Genomic DNA, 22,832 nt, shown 5'->3' with positions numbered 1-22,832 from the left:
TCGTGACATTCGCATTTGACTAAAACGTCTGATCACTAAAGGATTTATTACACAAACTGATATTTTTTTATTAGACAGAAAGGTGGCTAATCTTAAATAATAAGGACCACTGGCTTCCATTACACATATAGCACAATCTGGCTTTAGTAATTCTGTGAATTTTGCAAAGCCTTCACTATCATTGCTAAACTTAAAATGTGAATATTTCTCGTTTTCATTTTTAATAGCAACATCAAAACTTAATTTTGATATATCAATACCAATGTAATTTTTGTTTTTTGTCATAACTTTGTTTTTAGGTAAAAAGTAAACGGAAGAAATCTGCTATTGACTTATCAATCCTAAATACAGGCTCATGGCCTAATGAACTGTCCAAGCTCAAAAGCAGAGAGGGAAAGGAACTACCATTGCGAACAGTCTCTAAGACAAATGACAAAACTTAGCTTTTATCTTTCCCTTTCTTCTGTTGAAAAATTTCAACATAAATTTAATAAAAACATTAAATCCTTTTTTACTACAAACATAGGATGACAAAATTCAGACATCCCTGAAACCAGTAATCAGCAATCAGTAACCTGAAACCTAAAACCTGAAACTTGAAACTTGTAAAAATGTAAAATGCGAAACATAAAGTGTGAAACTTGAAACATAAAACGTCTAAAAACGAAAATGTGAAATATGAAACGTGTAACCTGAAACTTGAAACTTGAAACATGAAACATGAAACAATAAAACCAATGAACATCAAAAAACCCACAACCATAAACGAATACATCGGTTCTTTCCCAAACGACGTGCAGGAAATTTTAGAAAAAATACGAATGACGATTCAGAAAGCGGCTCCTGATGCCAAGGAAAAAATCAGCTACTCTATGCCTGCTTTTGATCAAAATGGGATCGTTGTTTATTTTGCTGCTTTCAAAAACCATATTGGTTTATATGCTTTACCAAGTGGACATGAAACTTTTAAGGAAGAACTTTCAAAATACAAATCCGGAAAAGGATCTGTCCAATTTCCTTTAAACGAACCGATGCCTTTTGCTCTGATAACTAAAATTGTAAAATTCAGAGTAAAAGAAAATTTAGAGAAAAAAGTAAAAATATAAAGTATGGAAATACACTCCATATCACCTACCCTATTTTGTTAATAAAACTTATATTTTAAGAAATTTAAGCACTACATATTCTTTTATCTTTGAGTTTTAAAAACCAAAAAAACGGAAGCTGAAGTGCACAAAAAATTATACGGACTAGATCATTTAAGAACATTTGCAATCAGTTTTGTTTTTTTATTCCACTACCAAATTCCCATTTTTGGACATCCGGAATGGTTGACCGATTTTGCTAAATTTGGCTGGACAGGAGTAGATTTATTTTTTGTATTAAGTGGTTTTTTAATCTCTTCTCAACTTTTTTTTCAAATTAAAAATGGAACCGAAATCTCGTTTAAAGATTTCTTTATTAAACGTTTTTTCAGAATACTTCCGGCTTTTTGGTTTGTTACAGCAATCTATTTTTTATTTCCTTTTTTCAGAGAGAAAGAAGCACTTGCTCCCATATGGAAATTTGCGACTTTTACACAGAATATAGGATTAAATATCCAGGATTTCGGAACTTTCTCTCATGCTTGGTCCCTTTGTGTGGAGGAGCATTTTTATCTGATATTGCCCATTGTACTTCTCTTTTTACTTAGAAACAACCTATTTTATAAGTCCTACTGGATTTTAATTGTTTTATTTGCTTTTGGTTTTGCGATTCGCTTTTTTAGTTGGCAGCATTTATACTTTCCTTTTATTGAAGCAGAAAATTCATGGCTGTATTGGCACAAATACATCTATTATCCTACTTACAACCGCTTAGATGGACTTTTGATTGGTGTTTCTATCGCCGGAGTTTATCAATTTATGCCCGATTTATGGGGAAGGCTTTCAAAATTCGGGAATTACTTTTTAGCCATTAGTCTATTTATACTAACTGCTGCCTACTTTTTATGTATGGAACAAAGATCTTTTTACGCTTCTATTTTCGGATTTCCACTTGTTGCTTTAGGGTACGGATTTATGGTTTTGGGTGCCATATCTCCCACCAGTATTTTGTACCAATGGAATTCTAAAACAACCTCTTTTATTGCAGCACTTTCCTATGGAATTTATTTAACCCACAAAGGAATTATTCATATTACCCAACAATTACTCCTAAAACTTACTATTGATATTGATAGTAATTTATCGCTATTAATTAGTACTCTATCCTGCATAATTGCTGCATTCCTACTTCATCAGGCAATTGAAAAGCCCTTTATGAGATTGCGCAAAAAATTTCTAAAAGAAAAATAGGTTATATTACTTAAATTCCCCAAAGTGCCACAAAACACCGGACGGGTCATGTAAAAAACATTCCCTTCCCCAGTCAAGATTTCGAATTGGTGTTAATTTTACTCCGGCATATTTCTCTGAGAGATTTAAGGCTAAAAGTTCCTTGTAATAACGGTCAACATCATCGACTTCTAAGAAAATCATCGTGTTTTCTATCCACTCTTTAGCATAATAATCCTGAAGGTAAAATGCAGTTTCTCCAGATTTGAAAACAGAGAAGTTAGCTTCTAATACGCCTTCCTCAAAGCCCAAATCACGATAAAAACGTCTTGATACTTCAAAATTTTTTGCTCCGATAAACGGTCGTATTGACTTGATTTTATGTTTCATGATATCTTTTTTTAAATTAATATCGTAACGCTAAAAATCCGGTTTTACTTATTAGAACCAAGCTGACTACGCAAATCAACATTCAGGCTATATTGCTCTTCCACCGGAATAATTTTTCGGGAGTTCTTATTAATATCTCCTCCTTCTTTTGACCAAAGAAACGGATAAAAGTTAAAAACCTCGTCTCCTTTTAATTTTGAAACCTCTTCTCTCCATCCTTTCCATCTGTTGCCCTCGTAAAATTTATCCAAATCATTATAAAAGCAAAATTGCAAAAATTCAGAATACGTAATATCAAGTGCTTCGTATTCTAAATTATCAGGTGAAAAATAATATATCTTTCCTAAGTCTGTTCCCAGTCCGCCCCCATTTAAGAGATAAAAACCGCCTATTGCATCATCTGCCACGATCAAAAAAGAAGGTGCTTCTCCAAATTCCTTAAATGCTTTTCCTTTGTTCCAATCCGGAAGTGTGCGATTAAATTTTGCATTTCCGGAACCTAAAATTCTAATCCACCCGTCATCAATTAAAAGGCCTCCTGTCATAAAAACTATAGCCCCCATTGGTGATTGGGTCGTAACTTGTGTTTTGTACAATACTTCTTTTGCTTTTGCCGTATCAACCGGTAAAATTTCAACTTTATTCGTTGCTGTTTTAATCCAACCTTCAACAACTGTCCAGCCCGGATCTGTTTTGTTTATGAGTTTATCTACTGCTTGCATTTTCGTTTGAGCTGTTGTTACAAAAGTTATAGATAGCGCTATAACGGCAAAAAAATTTCGTGTCATTGTCAAGGGTACCAATTCTTATTCTATTTTTCTTAATTTTTCTTCAATATACTTCCCAGACCTCTACCAATTTGTTCAATCGCCTCGATACTTTTCTTAAGAGGTGTTGCGGTAAAATCTTCGTAGGCATCCATGGCACTTTCTTTACGATCGTCCTGAGGATATACCAATATTATATTATTATCATCAAATGATTTTTCAAATTTCTGAGGCAATTTGTCAAAGATCGACTGGTACGATACCGAACCTTTACGGGACAAATTAAAAACAATTAAGTCAGTTGGTTTAATTTCATCCGAAATAGCATCAAAATCTTCCCAATCCAAAATACTTTTAAAACCCAGTTTTGCATTTAACCTCAAATTAGCCGCAATTTGCGTAATGGACTGATGCGTTTTATACTCGGCATAAATAACGATCGGGATGCTTAATTCCTGAGACAATCGACTTATTTTTTGCAGCAAAAGATGAAATCCGATTCCTCTTTCTGAAAAAGGCGGACAAATAAAAACCAGCCTTTTTTCTTCTATAAATGTTTTCTGAAATCTGCAGATAAACAAACTCTTATCTACATTATTGATTATTGAATCTACGTTTTCTCCAAAAATCTTATCCAAAAAACCTGTTTTTCTTGGCCAGCCGATAATCACAATATCGGACATGATTTCTTTTGAAGTACGCGCAATTCCACTTGCCGGATTGTGGTCAATTCTGGCGATTGTGGTGATTTTTACTTCAGAGGCAGAACCTTGAATTACAAATTTATCAACCGCTTTTTTATATTTTAAAATATTAATTTCGGCCTGATCGTTGTTCGGAACAATCGTTAACAAGGTCACCGGATTTTTCGATTTTTTATCCTTTATCAAAAGAGCAAAATCCAAAAGACTGGAGGTTGCCGAAGTTTTAGCCAGCGGAATCAAAATGTGTTCTTCTAAAGTCTGATCTTTATTAGCATCTTCCGTAGAAACTTCTTCTTCGCAAATCGCGATTTTTTTAGCCGCTTTTTCAGTGGCAAAAGAAGCCACAATACAGGTTATCAGAATTAAAATAATTGTTCCGTTTAAAATATTTTCATCCAGAATTTTTGCTTTAAATCCAACCAGGATAACCGCTAGAGTTGCTGCTGCGTGCGCACTACTCAATCCGAAAATAAGCTGTCTCTCGGTTTTTGTATATTTAAAGACTACTTGTGTAAAAAACGCCGCAATCCATTTTCCAAAAATAGCTACAACACTCAGGGTTCCTGCCACGATTAAAGCGGTCGGTCCACTTAGAATTACGCTAATATCAACCAACATCCCAACAGAAATCAGGAAAAATGGAATAAACAAAGAATTTCCGATAAACTCGATTCTGTTCATTAACGCAGAAGAATGCGGAATCAAAGGATTTAATGCCAAACCGGCAACGAAAGCGCCAATTATAGGCTCTACTCCTGCTACTTCGGCTAAAAATGCCGCAAAGAAAACAACCGAAAGTACAAAGATATAGTGGGCGTGTTTTTCACTTTCCAATTTTTTAAAGAACCATTTGGCAATCCTCGGAATAACCAAAAACATAATGGCAGAGAAAATAGCCAATGAAACCCCTAATTTTATCCAGAAAGCCTGATTCAGATTTCCCTGACTGCTTCCCATAATTACCGCAAGAATAATCAAAACCGCGGTATCGGTCAAAATGGTTCCCCCGACTGTTATTGCAACAGCCTGATTTTTGGCAATTCCCAATTTACTAACAATTGGATAGGCCACCAATGTATGAGTTGCAAACATGCTCGCTGTTAAAAAACTGGCATTAAAATCGTATTGCAACAAATAAAAACAAACCGGAAATCCAATACAAAGCGGGAAAATAAAGGTGAATAAACCGAACAATAAACTTTTATTTCTGTTGGCTTTAAATTCATTCATATCGAGTTCCAAACCAGCAATAAACATAATATAAAGTAGTCCGATGGTCGAAAACAAATCGACTGCAGAGTTTTTTGCCAGGATATTAAGTCCGTGAGGCCCAATGATTACGCCTGAAATGATCAATCCGATTATACCCGGAATATTTATTTTCTTTAATAAAATTGGAGACAATAAAATAATGAAAAGTATCAACGAAAAGATCAATACTGGATTGCTTAGTGGTAATTCGAATTCTTGTAAAAAATGCTTGAAAAATTCTATCATAGTTAAATTTTATCTTCTTTATGCTATTCCGTTTTTCGTCAAAGGACACCTTATTTTAAATGAAATCTCAGAACTTCGTTTTACTGATTTCTATAAAAAAAATCAAATTCTCCGGCATTTATTTCCTCACAAAAATACCTAAAAAAAACACGAACTTTTTACGAAAGTTCGATATTAAGAATTTAAATTTACATCGTTGCCAAATTATTAAAATTTAATATCTTTTTTAACAAAACTGCAACATTAACAAATGAAAATTAAGCTTCTTTGCATTATTCAATTATCTTTGTCTTAATAAAAATTGTACAATGGAAGAATGTATCTCTGTTTTTGATATGCTTAAAATTGGTGTTGGGCCTTCAAGCTCACACACTCTTGGTCCTTGGCGTGCTGCCGAACGTTTTTTAGAAGAATTAAAAGACGAATCTATTTTAGACGAAACTGCCAGAGTTAAAGTCGATCTTTACGGATCTCTTTCTCTAACCGGTAAAGGTCACGCCACAGATTTGGCTGTGATGTTAGGTTTAAGCGGTCAGGATCCTGAATATATTCCGGTGGAAGATATCGCTGGAATTATCAAAAATATTGAGACCAAAAACGAAATCATTCTGGGAAATCACAGTACGATTCCGTTTTATTTTCTTCAGGACATTGTTTTCAATAAAGACTTTCTTCCGTTTCATGCAAACGGATTAAAATTTACTGCATACAAAGCCGATAATTCAGAATACGAATCTACTTTTTATTCTATTGGTGGAGGTTTTGTTGTGAAAGAAGAACGCACCACTGCCAAAATAAAGGAGGAAATAAAATGTGCCTTTCCATTCCCTATTCAAAACGCCGTTGAATTATTAGACTATACCGTTACAGAAAACAAATTGATTTCTGAAATTGTATACGAAAATGAAAAATCAATGCGTTCCGAGGCAGAAATTCATTCCGAATTAATGCGCATTTGGAACACTATGCTCGAATGTATGTACATTGGTTGTCACTCTGAAGGAATTCTTCCGGGTGGACTAAACGTGCGTAGAAGAGCTTTTGACATGCACCAAAACCTAATCGGATTATCGAACTATAATTCTCCACAAACTTGGTTAGAAGAGATTAGAAAAACGGAAGTAAAATTCCGTCAGATCTTAAAATGGGTAAGTTGTTTTGCACTTGCTGTGAATGAAGTAAACGCCTCTTTAGGACGTGTGGTTACCGCACCAACTAACGGAAGCGCCGGAGTAATTCCAGCCGTTTTGATGTATTATTTGGTAATCGAAAATCACGATGCCGGAGAAAAAGAAATCAAACAATTTTTGATGGTTGCCGGAGAAATTGGAAGTATCTTCAAAAAAGGATCTACGATTTCTGCCGCAATGGGTGGTTGTCAGGCCGAAATTGGCGTTTCATCTTCTATGGCTGCAGCTGCACTTTGCGAATTAATGGGCGGAACTCCTGCACAGGTTTTAATGGCTGCAGAAATCGCCATGGAACACCACTTAGGTTTAACTTGTGACCCGATTGGCGGTCTGGTTCAGATTCCATGCATTGAAAGAAATACCATGGGTGCCATCAAAGCCATAAATGCAGCAGAACTGGCTTTAGAAACCGATTCTAAAAATGCAAAAGTGCCTTTAGACAAAGTAATCAATACGATGTGGCAAACCGCTAAAGACATGAACTCTAAATACAAAGAAACTTCTGAAGGAGGTTTAGCAATTGCGGTAAACATGGCAGATTGCTAAAATAAAATTATTGCCCCTAATTTCACGAATTTACATTAATCTCATAACAGAGAGTAAAAGAACAATTCGTGAAAATTCGTGAAATTCGTGGCAAAAAAATCAAAAACAACTCTTCATGAAAAAATACCACTTTATATTATTTTTTCTATTTTCCACACTGGTTCATTCTCAAGATCGTTATCACTTAAAATCAGACACCAGATTATTCACTTCAAAAAATAATACAGGAGAATTTTTAGGCTATTTCAAGTACGGAGCAGAAATTCAGTTATTATCCGAAAATGAAAAGGGTTGGTATAAAGTACAATCAGATAATTTTTCGGAAGGATATGTAGAAGCAAAATTTGTTTCAAAAACCTTAAATGCTGCCGATATTAAAATAAAAGACAAAGAAAATCCAATTATAGAGGGCAATGACAACTATTATGGAGGCAATCATCTTTTTGTTTTAGTTGCCGGTTTAAAAGCAAGAGCCTTACCCGACAGAAATTCAAAAGTAAAAGAAATTTTATTTACAGGAGATCCGGTTGCGGTAAACTATCTTCCTAAAAACCCGGAAGAATGGGTTAATATAAATGGTAGTTTTACCCCTGAATATGCCCAATATACTATAGGAAAGTTTATTGGAGAAAGACCCGTTTTTAATGCCTTGTTGAAGAATTTTGATCAACTTGATGTTACTGCCATTTCCGAACGTAAAACGATTGGAGAACGAATTGTAGAATTGGCATGGAACAGTGATGTTTCAAAATTAGCTCCAGCGTATCAAAGATATTTTGAAGTTGTCAAGCAATTAAATGATCCCAAACTAATTGCTGAAACCGATCTTAATATTGCTATAGCCAAAGGGTTAGCAAAACCTAAAACCCCTGAACAAATTATGGCTTTGTGCAAAAAAGCTGAATTTATTCTCAAAGGACAAAAAACAAAATCACTCTATCTTACGCAAAAAGAGCTAGAAAAGACTTTTGGAAAACCAATTAAAAAAGCAACTATCAGTGATGACTGTGGGATTTATTTAAGCAATCTCTTTTATTATTACCCTGATTTGGAAGTTTCAGTTGATGAAAAACAAAACCAAGCAGAAATCATAAAGGTTTTCATCAACGAAAACAACAAACTAGTGCTGAATGCCAATTCAATACTCGACCATTCGATAACAGAAAAAGCTTTTATAGCAAAATACGGTACCTATATTGGCGCTTCTATAAAAACGCCCCACTATTACACTTTACTATTGGGAGACGGTCATTTTACAATCGAATTTAAAGACGGAAAACTCCTTTCCATTGAAATAATCTTTTATTGCTGATTCCAATCTATAATTATTCAATACTTTTACATTCTCAAAAAAAATAAAATGTCAGTAGCAAAAAAAGATTACAAAAGAATCACAACAAAGTCATTGATCGAAATGAAAAGCAATGGAGAAAAAATCTCTATGTTAACTGCTTATGATTTTACAATGGCGAAAATTGTTGATACCGCAGGAGTCGATGTGATTCTGGTGGGTGATTCAGCATCCAATGTGATGGCAGGTCACGAAACGACTTTGCCGATTACTTTAGACCAAATGATTTACCACGCTTCGTCTGTAGTTCGCGCTATCGAAAGAGCTTTGGTTGTAGTAGATTTACCTTTTGGAAGTTATCAGTCTGACCCTAAAGAAGCTTTACGCTCTGCGATCAGAATCATGAAAGAAAGCGGTGGTCATGCTGTAAAACTGGAAGGTGGAAAAGAAATTAAAGACTCTATCAAAAAAATACTAAACGCAGGAATTCCGGTTATGGGTCACTTGGGTTTAACACCACAATCGATCTACAAATTCGGAACATACAGCGTTCGCGCCAAAGAAGAAGACGAGGCCGAAAAACTAATTGAAGATGCTAAAATGCTCGAGAAAATTGGTTGTTTTGGTGTAGTTCTTGAAAAAATCCCGGCACATCTGGCCGAAAAAGTAGCCAAAAGCATCTCAATCCCAGTTATCGGAATAGGAGCCGGTGGCGGTGTAGACGGACAAGTTTTGGTTATTCATGATATGTTAGGAATGAATAATGAGTTCAGTCCACGTTTTTTACGTCGTTATTTAGATTTATATCACGAAATGACTACTGCAATCGGTCAATACGTAACGGATGTAAAATCCAGTGATTTCCCGAATGAAAAGGAACAGTATTAAGAAAAGGTTCTAAGTTGCTGAGTCGCTAAGTTTCTAAGTTTTCAACTTGAAACCTGAAACTTGAAACTTGAAACTCGAAACTTGAAACTTGAAACTTGAAACTTGAAAAATCAGAAATCTAAAATCTCCCCCCTCTAAGTCTTTCTAATGAAAATCGTTTCCGATAAAAATAACCTCCAGGTACTGCATGAAGACAACCATATTATTGTGGTCAACAAACGTGTAGGCGATATTGTACAAGGTGACAAAACAGGTGATAAGCCATTGTCAGATGTCGTTAAAGAATATATTAAAGACAAATACAAGAAACCTGGTGATGTATTCCTTGGAGTGATTCACCGTTTAGACAGACCCACTACGGGAATTGTCGTTTTTGCACGAACAAGTAAAGCATTGTCGCGAATGAACGAAATGTTCTCTAATCGCGAGACACAAAAAACCTATTGGGCAGTTGTAAAGAATAAACCTTTAGAAACAACTGCCAAATTGGTTCATTTTTTAAAAAGAAATGAAAAGAATAATACTTCAAAAGCACATTTAAAAGAAGTTCCTGACAGTAAAATAGCCAGTTTGGATTATACTGTTTTCAAAGAACTCCAGAACTATGTTGCTTTGGAAATCAATCTTCATACCGGTCGCCATCATCAAATTCGTGCGCAGTTATCCGCCATTGGATCTCCGATAAAAGGGGATTTAAAATACGGTTTTGACCGAAGTAATCCTGACGGAGGTATTCATCTGCACGCCCGTAAGTTAGTTTTTGTGCATCCTGTTTCTAAAGAAGATATCATAATTATTGCTCCTACTCCAAATGAAACGATCTGGAATGCGCTGTGATTTTATGATTAAATTGTTAACTTTTTAAATTTTATCAATTAACTTGCATAGAGAAAAATCAAGTTAAACATAAAAATGGACTACAGAAACGACATCGGATACAGAAAAGAAACGCTAAAAAAGTTACTCTATAACATTCAGAAAAGCGAGGATTTGATTGTAAAAGCGTTATACGATGATTTTAAAAAACCCGAATTTGAAGCTGTTTTAACCGAAACCAACTATGTTATTTCGGAATTGAAGGATACGATTAGAAACATTCGCAATTGGGCAAAACCGAAACCTGTTTTCCCGTCCCTTCTTAATTTTCCTTCCACTGATTATATTTTCAAAGAACCTTACGGAAATGTTTTGGTTATCGCGCCTTGGAATTATCCTTTTCAACTCGCCCTATGCCCTTTAATTTCTGCTGTTGCAGCAGGAAACAGAGTGGTTCTAAAACCTTCCGAACTTACTCCGCATACATCCGCAATAATAGCCAAAATCATTCAGAAAACATTTCATGTCAACCATGTCGAAGTTTTTGAAGGCGGTGTGGAAGTTTCCAATAAATTACTAGCACAACGCTGGGATTATATTTTCTTTACAGGAAGTGTCGCTGTAGGTAAAATTGTCGCCAAAGCCGCTGCCGAAAATCTGACACCTGTTACCCTTGAATTAGGCGGTAAAAACCCCTGTATCATTGATGAAACAGCCGATTTAAAATTAGCCGCCAAAAGAATCGTCTGGGGTAAATTTATCAATGCCGGTCAAACCTGCATTGCTCCGGATTACATCCTGATTCAGAAAAATATGAAAATCAATTTCATTTCTTTCCTGATGCAGGAAATCACAAAAGCTTATGGCAAAAAGATAGAAAAATCACCCGATTTTGCGCGCATTGTCAACACCAAAAACTGGTTGCGTTTGGCGAATATGATTGATCCGGAAAGAGTGTTATTTGGCGGAGAAACAGATGCTAATGCCTTATACATTTCACCAACTCTGATCGAAGAGCCAAGTTTGGACAGTGCTGTAATGAAAGAAGAAATTTTTGGACCAATTTTACCGATCCTTACTTATGAAACAGAAGAAGATATTAAAAATGTAATCAGCAGATATGAGAAGCCTCTTGCTTTTTATGTTTTTAGTGACAACAAATCTTTTGCTAAAAAATTAATTACGACCTATTCTTTTGGAGGTGGCTGTATTAACGATACTGTTATACATTTTTCCAATAAAAGACTCCCTTTTGGTGGTGTTGGTCATAGCGGAATAGGGGCTTATCACGGACAATTGAGTTTCGATATTTTTTCCCATCATAAAGGGGTAGTCAAAAAAGCAAATTGGCTGGATTTACCGATGCGTTACGCTCCCTATAAAGAGAAATTAGTCGCCATTAAACGTATATTAGACTGGCTATAAGCACTAAAACATTTTAGTAATGTTTCACCGATTTTAATAAGGAATTGATTAAAAATATTATATTTACGTCAGAAAAACAGCTAAACAGACCAAATATAAAACAACTTTACTCAAAAAAATGAAATCAACACTTTACCAAATTGAAGAAATTAGGAAAAATGGCTATGCATTAGATTTTTCTAATGTGTTTAACCATGCCTTCGAAAATTACAAAAAAATAGCGATGTATGCAGGATTAATCTTATTGGTTTTTTCAATTCTTGCTTTTTTTCTTGGTAGTGGAATTTTGATTTCCCTATACGGTGTTCAACATTTTAATGAGGAATTCTTCAAGAGTTTACAAAACGAACAACCTGAAAATTCAGTATTCCTTATTTATTCGGTAGTGATCGCTTTTGTTGCTGCGATTTTTAGTCCGTTTGCTGCAGGTTTTTTAAAAATGGCCGATTGCGCGGATAGAGATGAATCTTTCAGCGCCTCTACTATTTTTTCGTATTACACTTCACGTTATTTCCCGCCACTTTTTATTGCTACTCTAATAATCTCTCTACTTGGAGGCTTAATTTCAGTACTCTTTAACCTCATAGGCGTTCTGTATGTAGAGACTCTCTTTACAGTTGCAATATCGTTTTTCACAACACTTACTATTCCTTTGATCATTTTCGGTAACCTGAATGCAACCGATGCGATAAAATCAAGCATTATGATTGTAAGCAAACAACCTTTAACAATTCTGCTTTTAATTATTGTTGGTTCATTGGCCTCTATGGTTGGTTTTATTGGTTGTTGTATAGGAATCGTGTTTACAATTCCGATTACCTACTCTGTAAAATATGCTATTTATTGTGCAATATTCAATATGGAAGATGAGAATTCTATTGATTCAATCGGTAAGTCAGATTTAGAATAATAATCGACTTCTAAGTAGAAAAAGAGCTTAACCTACTCTTAAAAAAAACTCCCCAAAAGCTAATTACTCAACCAAACCTACCCAAAATACAATGGTACAAGGCTATAGTTCCTTTAATTCATTGCTTTCAGGAATCCCCATTTTTGGAGATCTCTTGAAATCAAATGTATTAAATTGGTTTGTATTTACTTCTGACATCATTTTCTATAACAGCCCTAAAATCATCATTTTAGCACTGTCCTTATTTGGTTTTCTTGGTTTACTGATTTATCAATTTTTTAGAATTAAAACTAAAATTGGGTACTTCATTGAAAAAAAGAAAGAAGACGAAGCCGCAGACCGTGAATACCAACTCTATATATTATTCTTTGGGATAGCGGTTATTGTAATCGAAATTATTAATGAAATTTTTAAGATCAGACCCAAAAGTTTATTGATCTTAAATGTATCTATTGGTTTTTTAGTACTGATAGTGTACTTAATAACAGATAAAGTAAAGTTTCTGAGGAATAAAATCCAGCCGATTTTTATCTTCTTTTTCTTTGTTTACATCTCTTATGTCGGGCACAATATTATCTACCTCTCCAATGATGTTGTACCGATAATTGTTTTTCTGATCTCTTTCTTCTTTTCTTATAACATTCTGAAACCCATAAAAATCTATTGGTTTTTTGTTGGTCTGACTTTTACCTTTCAGATTATAACGGTAGTTTTTCATTTGATTCCGTTAAAATCGTCTATACTCTTAATTAATTTCTCGATACTGATCTTCATCATTAATCAGGTAAAATATGCCATTTTACTGAACAATCGTGATAATTTCAGATTTACAAATGAGATCGTCCACAAAGGAAACTCCTTGACAATTGCAACAAATAAAAAAGGAGAAATCTTATTTTGCAGCGAAACCATTACTTCAATTCTGGGCTATTCGCCGGACGATGTTATGGCAAAAAAATTCTGGAAACTCAATGAAGACCACGAGGTAAAACAAGAAAACTACATTAAAAAACAGATTGACGATAAACTCTATATTCAGAAATTAAAAAATACAAATGGCGAGTATAAATACATCCAATGGAAAGACAAAAAATTTTCCGACGATTTAATTATTAGTATTGGTCAGGATGTCACCGAACAAATCATCGTTCAGGATCAATATAAAAACCTGATTCAGACGGCCACCGATATCATATTTGAAATCAATGCAAATGGGTATTTTACTTTTGTAAATGAGTTCGGATTTTCGATCTTAGGGTATGCTGAAAATGAAATAATTCTACAACATTATTCGAATTTTATTCATGATGATTACATCAAAAATGCGGTTGATTTTTATGAAAATTTAGAACAAAACGAAACCAATTACCCTACTATTGAAATTCCGGTATTAAAGAAAAACGGGGAGGAATTATGGATTTCGCAGAAAGTAATTATCCGCAAAAATGATCTGAATCAGACTATTGGTTTTGCCGGTATTGCACGGGATATTACCGAAATAAAAAACATTGAAAACGAGAAAAGAAGACGTCACGAAAAAATTGAGGCGTATAACAATTCAACCAAAAAATTATCGACTACCGATTTCCGGAATTACAACACTTTTCAAACGGTAATTGATTCAATCATTGAGGAAGCGGCAACGGTATCAAAAACAAACAGGGTCAGTTTCTGGAGGTATTCAAATGATATTATTACCTGTGAAAATTTATTCAGCAGTGACAAACAAACCACAAATGATAAAAATATTCTGGACAAGGAGTCTTATCCCATTTATTTTGAAACCTTAAAAAACAAGGCAATCATAAATGCTCCTGATGTTTTTGACAAATTAGAAACATCTGAATTTAAGCGCATTTATTTCACAAAAAACAAAATCAAGTCGATGCTTGATGCGCCCATTTTCCTAAACGGACAGTTGGCCGGTGTGGCTTGTTTTGAAAGTACCGAAGAAAAAAGAGAATGGGACAATGAAGATATTAATTATGCCAAAACCATATCGGATGTAATCTCACTCGCCATTTCCTCCCAAATGCGACTCAGAGCAGAGAAAAAACTGGAACTTAAAAGTGAATTACTTTCGGCTTTAGCACTGTGTACAGAAAAATTCTTAATGAGTAAAAGTACGGAGAAAATGTTTGAAGAAACCTATGAAATTATAGGAGAAGCTTCAAAAGTAGATCATATATTTTACTATCAAAAAGATTTTGACACCCAAACCATTAGTCAACAGTACAAATGGTCAAGAGAAGGCGTAAAACACCAAATAAGTGATTTACAGAAATTTACAGAAGATAATTTAAAAGAAATTGTTCTTCATTCTCAAAGAAAAAAAGTCTTAAGCACGTTGACGAAAAACCTTGAAGAAACTTTCTTCAAAAAATTACTGATTGCCAACGAGATTAAATCGATTTTAATATTGCCTTTATATGCCAACAATAACTTTTCCGGTTTTATTGGTTTCGACGATTGCACCAGAGAAAGAAAATGGACAGATGACGAGATTTACATCTTTCAGACACTTGCTAATAACATTTCATCAGCTTTAGAACGAAACAGAAATCAGGCAAAAATTAAGGAAAGTGAAGCCGCAATAAAAGCCAAAGAATTAGCAGAAGCAGCAAATAAATCGAAATCTGATTTTTTGGCCAATATGTCGCACGAAATCCGAACGCCTTTAAACGGCATCATTGGATTCACACATTTATTGATGAAAACTAATCTTGAAGAAATTCAGGAAAAGTACATGACTACTATTAATCAATCGGCTCATTCGTTATTGGAAATCATCAATGACATTCTGGATTTTTCTAAAATTGAAGCCGGAAAACTGGAGCTCTTCATCGACTTATACGACATTCAGAAAATATTAGGACAAATCTTTGATCTGATTGTTTACGAATCCAATCAGAAGAGTCTTCAACTTGAATTAAACGTTGACCCGAATGTACCGAAATACATCTGGACCGATATCGTGCGCTTAAAACAAATTCTGATCAATCTGTTGTCAAATGCCATTAAATTCACAAATGAAGGTTCCATCAAACTTGCTGTTTCTATCCTTGAAAAAAAATCGGAAGAAAATTATACCATCCGTTTCGCGGTAATAGATACCGGAATTGGAATATTAGAAAAAAATCAGAAAAAAATATTCAAAGCTTTTTCCCAAGAAGATAGCTCTACAACGAGAAAATTTGGAGGAACCGGTTTAGGACTTACCATTTCAAATCAGCTATTGGCTTTAATGGAAAGCCGACTGCAGCTTAAAAGTAAAATAAACAGCGGAAGCACTTTCTTTTTTGACCTGAATTTAAATACCAGTCATAAAAACAACAATGAGAAATATAAAATTATTTCTAAAACGGTTGATGAGGAATACGATTTAGACCATTATGTGAATCATAAAAAAGTAAGTATTTTGATTGTGGAAGACAATAAAGTAAACATGCTGCTTCTAAAAACGATCTTAAAGAATCTGAATATCAACACCATCATTTACGAATGCGAAAATGGCTATGAAGCGGTCAATCAAATCGAGAATATCAATCCTGATCTGGTTTTCATGGACATTCAAATGCCAATTATGAATGGTTACGAAGCGACGAGAGCCATTAGAAACACCATAAACGGCAAACACATTCCGATCATTGCGGTCACGGCTGGTGCCGAAAAAGACGAGCGAAATAAATGTTTGTCAGCCGGAATGAATGATTACATTTCAAAACCAATTATTCGTGGCACTGTTGAAGAGGCCCTGTCAAAATGGATAAGATAATTATCTCTAATACCTTTAGATAAATAAAAAGTTAATCCTCCTGATTGGCTTTTGTTTCAAAAAAATATATAAATTCGTAAGACCATAACCACAATAACCACTAATACAACACGATATGAAATGGCAAGGCAGAAGACAAAGTGACAATGTTGAAGACAGAAGATCTATTTCCGGCGGAAAAGTAGCCGTAGGAGGCGGAATTATTGGTATTATTATACTATTAGTAAACATTTTTGGCGGTGAAAATGCGCAACTTATAACCCCGGTTTTAGAACAACTACAAGGCGGACAACAAACCCAGACCGAAGCTGCTGCTCCACTAAGCAAAGAAGATGAAGAAATGGGCAATTTTGTCCGAGTTATGTTGGCTTATAATGAAGACACCTGGAGCAAAATATTCGAAGAAAATGGTATGACGTACCAAAAACCAAAACTGGTACTTTTTAGAGGTTCTGTTCAAACGGCCTGCGGAGGCGCCTCATCGTCTTCCGGTCCTTTCTATTGTCCGGGCGATAAAAAAGTATATATGGATTTAGGCTTCTTTGAGGAACTAAAATCCAAATTTGGTGCCAAGGGTGGCGACTTTGCCATTTCATACGTTATAGCGCATGAAATTGGCCATCACATCCAAACCTTACTGGGCACCTCAGCAAAAATGCGAGAAGCGCAACAAGGAAAAAGTGAAGCGGAAGCCAACAAACTCTCTGTTGCATTAGAACTACAAGCTGATTTTTATGCCGGAGTCTGGGCACATCATAATAAAGAAAACCTCGATGCAGGCGATATTGACGAAGCTTTGAGCGCTGCAAGTGCCGTGGGCGATGATGCCATACAAAGTAAAATGCAGGGGCATGTAGTTCCCGACTCTTTTACTCATGGTTCTTCTGAACAAAGAATGTATTGGTTCGAGAAAGGCTTTAATACAGGTGACATTAAACAAGGAAATACTTTTTCAGAAGTTAGATAATTCACAAAACTAAATTATAACAACCCGAAAGGCATGATTTTTACGATCGTGCTTTTTTGTTTTTAAACCATATGAGTGATGTAATTTAATATAAGCCGGGATGCTTAATTTACGGGATTGTTCTGATTGTTTCAAATCTAATTTAATCCTCAAAAAATAGATCAATGCAAAAAACTGGGGCGTAGTAGAAATTATTTCTCGCAAAGACGCAAAGTCGCGAAGTTAAAAAATCAAAACAAAAACTTAGCGACTTTGCGTCTTCGCGAGATTTTTTTTAAGAACTCTTATAAACAAATGAAGTCTTTTCAGAACCCAAGCATCAAACTTACCTTAACTTACATCACTCATATGCTTCGAAAAAAAAGACCACAAAAAAAGCCTTGAATTTCTTCAAGGCTTTCCAAAATCCTGGGTGGCTGACCGGGTTCGAACCGGCGACCCTCGGCACCACAAACCAATACTCTAACCAGCTGAGCTACAACCACCATTTTCTTTGCGGTTGCAAATATACAATAAAGGTTTACTTCTGCAAAGAAAAAAATGGCATATCAGTGATGTAAATTCATTAAAAATTGTATTTGCTTGTAAATCACTTAGAATGTACTTGATTTTTTTTTGAAAAATTGCTGCGTCTGTTTGTTGGTGTACAAACTGACGTTTCTATATCATTGGTGGTTTATAGTGTTGAAGATTGATTCGAGCTTAAAAGACGCGTAGTTCCTTACGCAGCCTTCGACTTCGCTCAGGGTGACATTTGGTTTTTCTTTGGGCCACATTCTAATTCGTTTATTGAAGCCTTCGACTTCGCTCAGGGTGTTATTCGCATTTCTAAAGAATTCCGAATCAAGAACAAAATCTGGTGAGGAAATGTCAAAATAAAATAGCACGCAGATTTAGCAGATTTTTATCACTGCTTTTGCAAGAATCTGCTAAATCTGCGTGAAAAAGAAAAGTAAAATAAACTTTGATTCAAGTCTGAAGATTGTGTAGTTCCTTACGTAGCCTTCGACTTCGCTCAGGGTGACATTTGGTTTTTAAAAGAGTTCTCTTATGCGCTTTAGAAATCGTTGCGCATTTGCACTTAAAATAAAAAAGGCTGCTATTTTTTAATCCGGAGGATGGGATTATAGTAAACATATGAAGCGTTTTCAAGAATTAAGCATCCCAGCTTATATTAACTTACATCGCTTATATGGTTTCAAAAAAAAAGACCACAAAAAAAGCCTTGAATTTCTTCAAGGCTTTCCAAAATCCTGGGTGGCTGACCGGGTTCGAACCGGCGACCCTCGGCACCACAAACCAATACTCTAACCAGCTGAGCTACAACCACCATTTTTCTTTGCGGTTGCAAATATACAACAAAGGTTTACTTCCACAAATAAAAAAATGAAAAATTTACAATAAATCTTCTAAACTATTGACTGCCAAACACCTTTCAACAGTGAATCCTTCGGCAAAATCCTTTCCAACGAGTCTTCCTAAGTCCTGTGCACGATAATTTAAACTTTCTAAGAAGTTTTTACTCGTAATTGGCGTTGCAGGTTCTTCTGAATTGGCATCATAAAATTGCGTTTTATAGGCCAGAATGGCTTCGATCTTTTTTTCTTCGAATCCAGTGATGTCTACAACAAAATCCGGTTCAATGTTTTTCCACTGAATATAATGATAGACTACTTTCGGTCTCCAGACTTCCTGGCTTACTCCGTCAATCAATGTTTTAATTTTTACTAATCCTGACAAAAAGCAAGCATCAGAGACTAATTTACTTCCTTTTCCGTGATCAATATGACGGTCATCAATGGCATTGCACAAAACGATCTCAGGTTTATACTTTCGGATCATTTTAATGACTTCTAATTGATGATTTTCATCATTGGTGAAAAAGCCATCGCGCATTGCTAAATTCTCCCGAACTACAACCCCTAAAATCTTTGCAGCAGCAGCTGCCTCCTGATCTCTGATTTCTGCTGTACCGCGGGTTCCCAATTCACCACGGGTTAAATCTACAACGCCCACTTTTTTTCCAAGTGATACTTCTTTTAAAATGGTTCCGGCACAACCTAATTCTACATCGTCAGGGTGTGCTCCGAAGGCTAATATGTCTAGTTTCATTTTTTTTTGTTTTTTGTTTCTTTTTGATTTTTTTTGTTTCAGGTTTCAGGTTTCAAGTTGCAGTACAGACTGATACTGAGACTGAAAACTGAGACTATACAGCTTTAATAGACAAAGCCCTCTTCATGGTCATTGATTTATTCACGCTTTCCTCCCACTCTTTTTCGGGAATACTTTCTTTGGTAATACCGCAGCCCATATACAAAATGGCTTTATTTTCCTGAATCTGCATGCTTCGTAAATTTACAAATAAATCAGAACTTACGGCACTTGAAGCCAAACTGCTGTTTAACTCGCCTAGAAAACCCGTATAAAAAGTGCGGTCGTAATTTTCATTTTCAAGGATAAATGCTTTTGCTTTCTTTTTCGGTAAACCACAAACAGCCGGTGTCGGATGTAAGGTATCAATCACTTCTTCTAAAGTAGAATTCTCATTCAAAACACCCGAAATATCGGTTTTGATATGCCAGATTGATCCTGCTTTTATACTGTAAGGCTCTGTAACGTTTACAGACAAAGCCACTTCACGAAGTCTTTTAATGATAAAATCGGTCACATATTGCTGCTCCTCTTTTTCTTTTTGTTGCCACAAAATCTCCACTTCCGAATTGGCTTTTTGTGTTCCCGCCAATGCTGTGGTTTCAAATTCATTTCCGTTTGCTTTAAGCAGTTGTTCCGGCGTTGCTCCCATCCAAAATCCGACTTTGGGATGAAAAAAGCAATAACAGAAAGTCGTCGGATACAATTGAATCAATTGCTGAAAAACAACGGTAAAATCAAATTCGGCTAAGGCAACGCTTTCGCTTCTTGACAAAACCACTTTTTTAAATTCATCGTTTTTAATTGCCTCAATTCCTTTGGCTACTAAATCTTCATATTGTTTTTTAGCAGCGACATCAAAACCCGAATCATTTATTTCAGTTAGAGCAATCGTTACGCTTTCCTGTTCAGAAGTAATTATTTCCGATTCATTTTCAGGAATCAGAATCAGTTGTTTTTCATCAAAAGAAGCAAAAACAAATCCTTTCTCCGTAAAATTTGAAACGGTGTGTAAATCATTATTTTGTTGTAAAAGCCCAATTATTCTGGTCGAATTGGGTTTGGAATAAAGCACAAAGGGTAAATTTTGTGCTTTATGATTTTTTATTATAGAAAAGAAATTATTCATGATACTGTAAAAGTTGAGCTTTATACTCTAAAAGTTCTTTTTTGGTTTTAAAAAATGTTTTTGACAAAACATCCTGATAATCAATCATCGATTTCGATAGCAACTCCAAAACTTCATCTAAATATTGATTACCATTAAAATAAACCCATTCTTCCGATAAATACTTATTAAAGGAGACTCTCATCTCAATTGTTATTGCTTCCCTATAAACATTACTTTCCAGCATTTTTTCAATTTGAATCTTAAATTGACTTTCCTCTTCTTTTAGTAGCAACATATTCTTTTCAATAGCATCAAAAGTAGCCACATGATGCATAAATTCAGAGACTTTCAGCATCTTCATATAATACTCGAATTTTTCATCGTAGTTCTTATCTAAATCAAAAAAACTATCATATCTGTTTTTTAACTCTCCCCCTTTACCCTGACTATTTGCCAATTCTAAAAACAGAGAATAAATACGAATATCATTTTCAAGAATTTCCTCTTTAATTTCTTTCAAATCAACTGTTAACTTATCGATCAACTCATCGCAATTTTTTGATGAAATTTTATGTCCATCATAATTGAATGATTTCACTTTATAACTTCCATTTGAAATTTGTTTTAAAACCTGAATGTCATTTTCTAATGAAATTGAACTGTACACCAAATCAATTGAAGCATTACTGAACAAATCACTCAATTCATATTTTTCGGCTGAAGAATTTAATTCATGAGTTTTACAATCAGGGTTCTTGTTATCGTAATAATTATTGTAAACCTCATCAAAAGACCCGGACAAAAACTCACTTTCAAACTCTTCAAAAAATTGCTCATTTTTGTTGTAAACGACCGCATCCGGATACGAAACTGCCAAAAACAACTTGTCTGTAAACTTATTCTGCAAATCAACACGATTGTTTAGCAAACAGGTTGCTAATTTGTCGCTTGCAACAGACTTTTCTATCCCTAATTTTTTTAGTTCCGAAATTCGGTCTTCAATGCTAGGATGCGTATCCCATTTATTTTCGATTACAAGCTTTGATTTATTATACCGATTCAAAAAATCTGTAGTCAATTGTGGCAAATCATTCTGAACTTGCAATTTACTTTTAGCTGCAATAAAATTCATCACCAAAGTCTGTTGCTCATATATGTTTTTTGTACTAATAGATTTCGGGATTTTATCTCCATAATAATCTAAAACCTTATTAAACGAATGGCTAGCAAGATCCAGACGGAGTAAAGAAGTGATTAAAGGTTCAGAACCCGTTACATTTGCAGCAACTGCATCAGCATGAAATTCCATTTGTCTGGATAAACTGTAATAGCTTAAATTTACAACCTCATAAACCTGCCTCAAAACCCATTGAATTCCTTGCACAATTTTTACTGCTAATCCGGCAAAAAAAGCAAAATACCCATTTACGCTTCCCCAGCTTTGTGCTATAGAATTATACGAATCATTATCAAAGAGCATATTATGGATAATCCTGTTTACATTATAAACATAACTTCCTACTTTCATGCTTCTTTGCGAAAAATGACCAAATTCGTGAGCCAAAATAGCTTTAAGTTCTAATTCTGAAACTGAATTGATAAGTCCAACACCAATTTGAAGATTTTTCTTAATCGGTAAAAACATGCTCCAAAAATTAGAATCATAAAAAACTGCAGCATTAACATCTGATGATAAATACACTTTTTTTGGAAAATCTGTCTTTACAGCACCTACAATCTCTTCAATAAAATCAAATAATTTAGGTTCTTCTTCTCTTGTAATTTCGACTAAATGAGATCGGTCAACTACATTTTTCACAAAAATAAACTTGAACAAAAAGATCAAGATTAAAATTCCCATACACAATAATCCACCACCAACCATAAAGGTCAAAAAACTAGGTTTGGCCGCAATAAGCATTAGTCCTCCATAACCTGCCAAAACAGTAAGACCAATACCTGAAATAATGAGTAAAAGATAGACAATAAAAAAGAAGATAACAGAAAGAATCGCTTTTACGGTCCTCTCTCTAAACGTAGCAGAAACTGCCGCTGAATTTGTTTGAGCCATTAATTTTTTAAAATATTA

Annotated in this window: 17 protein-coding genes and 2 tRNA genes; 10 read left to right on the top strand and 9 right to left on the bottom strand. The window is 34.8% G+C overall.

What is annotated here, in order from left to right; all coding sequences use genetic code 11:
• A partial coding sequence (locus ACHRV5_RS19485) for a transposase (RefSeq protein WP_395427874.1) occupies window positions 1–285 on the bottom strand: 285 nt, incomplete at its 3' end.
• A gap of 452 nt (window positions 286–737) precedes the next feature.
• Here ACHRV5_RS19485 and ACHRV5_RS19480 point away from each other — a divergent pair.
• Window positions 738–1,106 carry an iron chaperone gene (locus ACHRV5_RS19480; RefSeq protein ID WP_395427875.1) on the top strand — a complete coding sequence of 123 codons (369 nt, stop codon included), beginning with the start codon at window positions 738–740 and terminating at the stop codon, window positions 1,104–1,106.
• Window positions 1,107–1,229: 123 nt separating this feature from the next.
• Window positions 1,230–2,336, top strand: a complete 1,107-nt coding sequence (locus ACHRV5_RS19475; RefSeq protein ID WP_395427873.1) for an acyltransferase family protein — start codon at window positions 1,230–1,232, stop codon at window positions 2,334–2,336.
• A 6-nt stretch (window positions 2,337–2,342) separates the two neighbouring features.
• Here the strand turns inward: ACHRV5_RS19475 and ACHRV5_RS19470 are convergent, their stop codons facing one another.
• The 3 genes from ACHRV5_RS19470 to ACHRV5_RS19460 are packed head-to-tail and all read right to left on the bottom strand — an operon-like array spanning window position 2,343 to window position 5,673.
• Window positions 2,343–2,705, bottom strand: coding sequence for a VOC family protein (locus tag ACHRV5_RS19470; protein ID WP_395427872.1), 363 nt, complete (start codon window positions 2,703–2,705; stop codon window positions 2,343–2,345).
• Between the two features lie 44 nt (window positions 2,706–2,749).
• Window positions 2,750–3,493, bottom strand: a complete 744-nt coding sequence (locus tag ACHRV5_RS19465) for a DUF2625 domain-containing protein (RefSeq protein ID WP_395427871.1) — start codon at window positions 3,491–3,493, stop codon at window positions 2,750–2,752.
• 32 nt (window positions 3,494–3,525) lie between these two features.
• Window positions 3,526–5,673, bottom strand: coding sequence for a cation:proton antiporter (locus ACHRV5_RS19460; protein WP_047773608.1), 2,148 nt, complete (start codon window positions 5,671–5,673; stop codon window positions 3,526–3,528).
• 308 nt (window positions 5,674–5,981) lie between these two features.
• On the opposite strand from ACHRV5_RS19460, the gene ACHRV5_RS19455 reads away from it, so the two are divergent.
• The 8 genes from ACHRV5_RS19455 (at window position 5,982) to ACHRV5_RS19420 (ending at window position 17,481) form a co-directional block, all read left to right on the top strand.
• Window positions 5,982–7,409, top strand: a complete 1,428-nt coding sequence (locus ACHRV5_RS19455; RefSeq protein ID WP_230002658.1) for an L-serine ammonia-lyase — start codon at window positions 5,982–5,984, stop codon at window positions 7,407–7,409.
• Window positions 7,410–7,524: 115 nt separating this feature from the next.
• Window positions 7,525–8,721 carry an SH3 domain-containing protein gene (locus tag ACHRV5_RS19450; protein WP_395427870.1) on the top strand — a complete coding sequence of 399 codons (1,197 nt, stop codon included), beginning with the start codon at window positions 7,525–7,527 and terminating at the stop codon, window positions 8,719–8,721.
• Window positions 8,722–8,769: 48 nt separating this feature from the next.
• Window positions 8,770–9,588, top strand: a complete 819-nt coding sequence (gene panB / locus ACHRV5_RS19445; RefSeq protein ID WP_047773614.1) for a 3-methyl-2-oxobutanoate hydroxymethyltransferase — start codon at window positions 8,770–8,772, stop codon at window positions 9,586–9,588.
• Window positions 9,589–9,735: 147 nt separating this feature from the next.
• Window positions 9,736–10,425, top strand: a complete 690-nt coding sequence (locus ACHRV5_RS19440) for an RluA family pseudouridine synthase (RefSeq protein WP_395427869.1) — start codon at window positions 9,736–9,738, stop codon at window positions 10,423–10,425.
• Window positions 10,426–10,500: 75 nt separating this feature from the next.
• A complete protein-coding gene (locus ACHRV5_RS19435; protein ID WP_047773617.1) occupies window positions 10,501–11,829 on the top strand; it encodes an aldehyde dehydrogenase in 1,329 nt (442 codons plus the stop codon).
• A 118-nt stretch (window positions 11,830–11,947) separates the two neighbouring features.
• Window positions 11,948–12,739, top strand: coding sequence for a hypothetical protein (locus tag ACHRV5_RS19430; protein WP_395427868.1), 792 nt, complete (start codon window positions 11,948–11,950; stop codon window positions 12,737–12,739).
• 91 nt (window positions 12,740–12,830) lie between these two features.
• Window positions 12,831–16,514 carry a response regulator gene (locus tag ACHRV5_RS19425; RefSeq protein ID WP_395427867.1) on the top strand — a complete coding sequence of 1,228 codons (3,684 nt, stop codon included), beginning with the start codon at window positions 12,831–12,833 and terminating at the stop codon, window positions 16,512–16,514.
• A 115-nt stretch (window positions 16,515–16,629) separates the two neighbouring features.
• Window positions 16,630–17,481 carry a neutral zinc metallopeptidase gene (locus ACHRV5_RS19420; protein ID WP_047773627.1) on the top strand — a complete coding sequence of 284 codons (852 nt, stop codon included), beginning with the start codon at window positions 16,630–16,632 and terminating at the stop codon, window positions 17,479–17,481.
• 411 nt (window positions 17,482–17,892) lie between these two features.
• Here the strand turns inward: ACHRV5_RS19420 and ACHRV5_RS19415 are convergent.
• The 5 genes from ACHRV5_RS19415 to ACHRV5_RS19395 all read right to left on the bottom strand — a co-directional run bounded on the left by ACHRV5_RS19415 (window position 17,893) and on the right by ACHRV5_RS19395 (window position 22,814).
• Window positions 17,893–17,966, bottom strand: a tRNA-His gene (locus ACHRV5_RS19415).
• Window positions 17,967–18,737: 771 nt separating this feature from the next.
• A tRNA-His gene (locus tag ACHRV5_RS19410) sits at window positions 18,738–18,811 on the bottom strand.
• A 65-nt stretch (window positions 18,812–18,876) separates the two neighbouring features.
• Window positions 18,877–19,593 carry a bacillithiol biosynthesis deacetylase BshB1 gene (gene bshB1, locus ACHRV5_RS19405; protein WP_395427866.1) on the bottom strand — a complete coding sequence of 239 codons (717 nt, stop codon included), beginning with the start codon at window positions 19,591–19,593 and terminating at the stop codon, window positions 18,877–18,879.
• 94 nt (window positions 19,594–19,687) lie between these two features.
• Window positions 19,688–20,761, bottom strand: coding sequence for a chorismate-binding protein (locus ACHRV5_RS19400; protein WP_395427865.1), 1,074 nt, complete (start codon window positions 20,759–20,761; stop codon window positions 19,688–19,690).
• Window positions 20,754–22,814, bottom strand: a complete 2,061-nt coding sequence (locus tag ACHRV5_RS19395; RefSeq protein WP_395427864.1) for a M48 family metallopeptidase — start codon at window positions 22,812–22,814, stop codon at window positions 20,754–20,756. Before ACHRV5_RS19395 ends, ACHRV5_RS19400 begins: the two co-directional genes overlap by 8 nt.
• Window positions 22,815–22,832 lie beyond the last annotated feature (18 nt).

Source organism: Flavobacterium sp. FlaQc-52, from assembly GCF_044007495.1.
GTDB lineage: Bacteria > Bacteroidota > Bacteroidia > Flavobacteriales > Flavobacteriaceae > Flavobacterium > Flavobacterium cupriresistens.
This window is presented reverse-complemented; position numbering and strand designations above follow the sequence as displayed.

Coding starts and splice junctions, on each gene's coding strand:
- ACHRV5_RS19395 (WP_395427864.1), bottom strand. CDS start 22,814: ATGGCTCAAACAAATTCAGCGGCAGTTTCTGCTACGTTTAGAGAGAGG.
- ACHRV5_RS19455 (WP_230002658.1), top strand. CDS start 5,982: ATGGAAGAATGTATCTCTGTTTTTGATATGCTTAAAATTGGTGTTGGG.
- ACHRV5_RS19465 (WP_395427871.1), bottom strand. CDS start 3,493: ATGACACGAAATTTTTTTGCCGTTATAGCGCTATCTATAACTTTTGTA.
- ACHRV5_RS19430 (WP_395427868.1), top strand. CDS start 11,948: ATGAAATCAACACTTTACCAAATTGAAGAAATTAGGAAAAATGGCTAT.
- ACHRV5_RS19400 (WP_395427865.1), bottom strand. CDS start 20,761: ATGAATAATTTCTTTTCTATAATAAAAAATCATAAAGCACAAAATTTA.
- ACHRV5_RS19420 (WP_047773627.1), top strand. CDS start 16,630: ATGAAATGGCAAGGCAGAAGACAAAGTGACAATGTTGAAGACAGAAGA.
- panB (WP_047773614.1), top strand. CDS start 8,770: ATGTCAGTAGCAAAAAAAGATTACAAAAGAATCACAACAAAGTCATTG.
- ACHRV5_RS19435 (WP_047773617.1), top strand. CDS start 10,501: ATGGACTACAGAAACGACATCGGATACAGAAAAGAAACGCTAAAAAAG.
- ACHRV5_RS19470 (WP_395427872.1), bottom strand. CDS start 2,705: ATGAAACATAAAATCAAGTCAATACGACCGTTTATCGGAGCAAAAAAT.
- bshB1 (WP_395427866.1), bottom strand. CDS start 19,593: ATGAAACTAGACATATTAGCCTTCGGAGCACACCCTGACGATGTAGAA.
- ACHRV5_RS19440 (WP_395427869.1), top strand. CDS start 9,736: ATGAAAATCGTTTCCGATAAAAATAACCTCCAGGTACTGCATGAAGAC.
- ACHRV5_RS19425 (WP_395427867.1), top strand. CDS start 12,831: ATGGTACAAGGCTATAGTTCCTTTAATTCATTGCTTTCAGGAATCCCC.
- ACHRV5_RS19450 (WP_395427870.1), top strand. CDS start 7,525: ATGAAAAAATACCACTTTATATTATTTTTTCTATTTTCCACACTGGTT.
- ACHRV5_RS19460 (WP_047773608.1), bottom strand. CDS start 5,673: ATGATAGAATTTTTCAAGCATTTTTTACAAGAATTCGAATTACCACTA.
- ACHRV5_RS19480 (WP_395427875.1), top strand. CDS start 738: ATGAACATCAAAAAACCCACAACCATAAACGAATACATCGGTTCTTTC.